The 361-nt window shown below is 60.1% G+C and carries 1 protein-coding gene; it reads left to right on the top strand.

The genetic code is table 11. The features are described from left to right. Window positions 1-361, top strand: a 361-nt coding sequence (locus F3J44_RS29490; protein WP_205300275.1) for an immunoglobulin-like domain-containing protein, incomplete at both ends; no start/stop codon positions are given.

Here is a 361-nt window from a genome sequence, read left to right as displayed (position 1 = left end):
TACGTCGACGCCGGTAATGTCAGCGTGACTGTGACCGGCACCACCGGCGGCGACTTCGAGCAACTGAATGTTAGCTCGACTCCTGCAGTCACTGCCGTGACCGATACCATCGACACTTCGACCGTCACCTTGACTGCCACTCCTTCGGTCACCGAAGGCGGCACTGTGGTTTACACCGCGACCGTCACTGCACCCGTAACTGGCGCTCCGCTGGTGGTTTCGCTGGCCAACGGCCAGACCATCACCATCGCCGTGGGCGATAGCTCCGGTTCGGTCAACTTCGTTGCACCGAACAACGTCTACAACACCAACGTGCCGCTGACCAACAGCATCACTGGTGTGACCGGTGGCAACTACGAGA

Source organism: Pantoea sp. Tr-811, from assembly GCF_011752535.1.
Taxonomy (GTDB): domain Bacteria; phylum Pseudomonadota; class Gammaproteobacteria; order Pseudomonadales; family Pseudomonadaceae; genus Aquipseudomonas.
The sequence above is the reverse complement of the archived record's forward strand: the minus strand, read 5'-3'. Positions and strand labels throughout refer to the sequence as shown.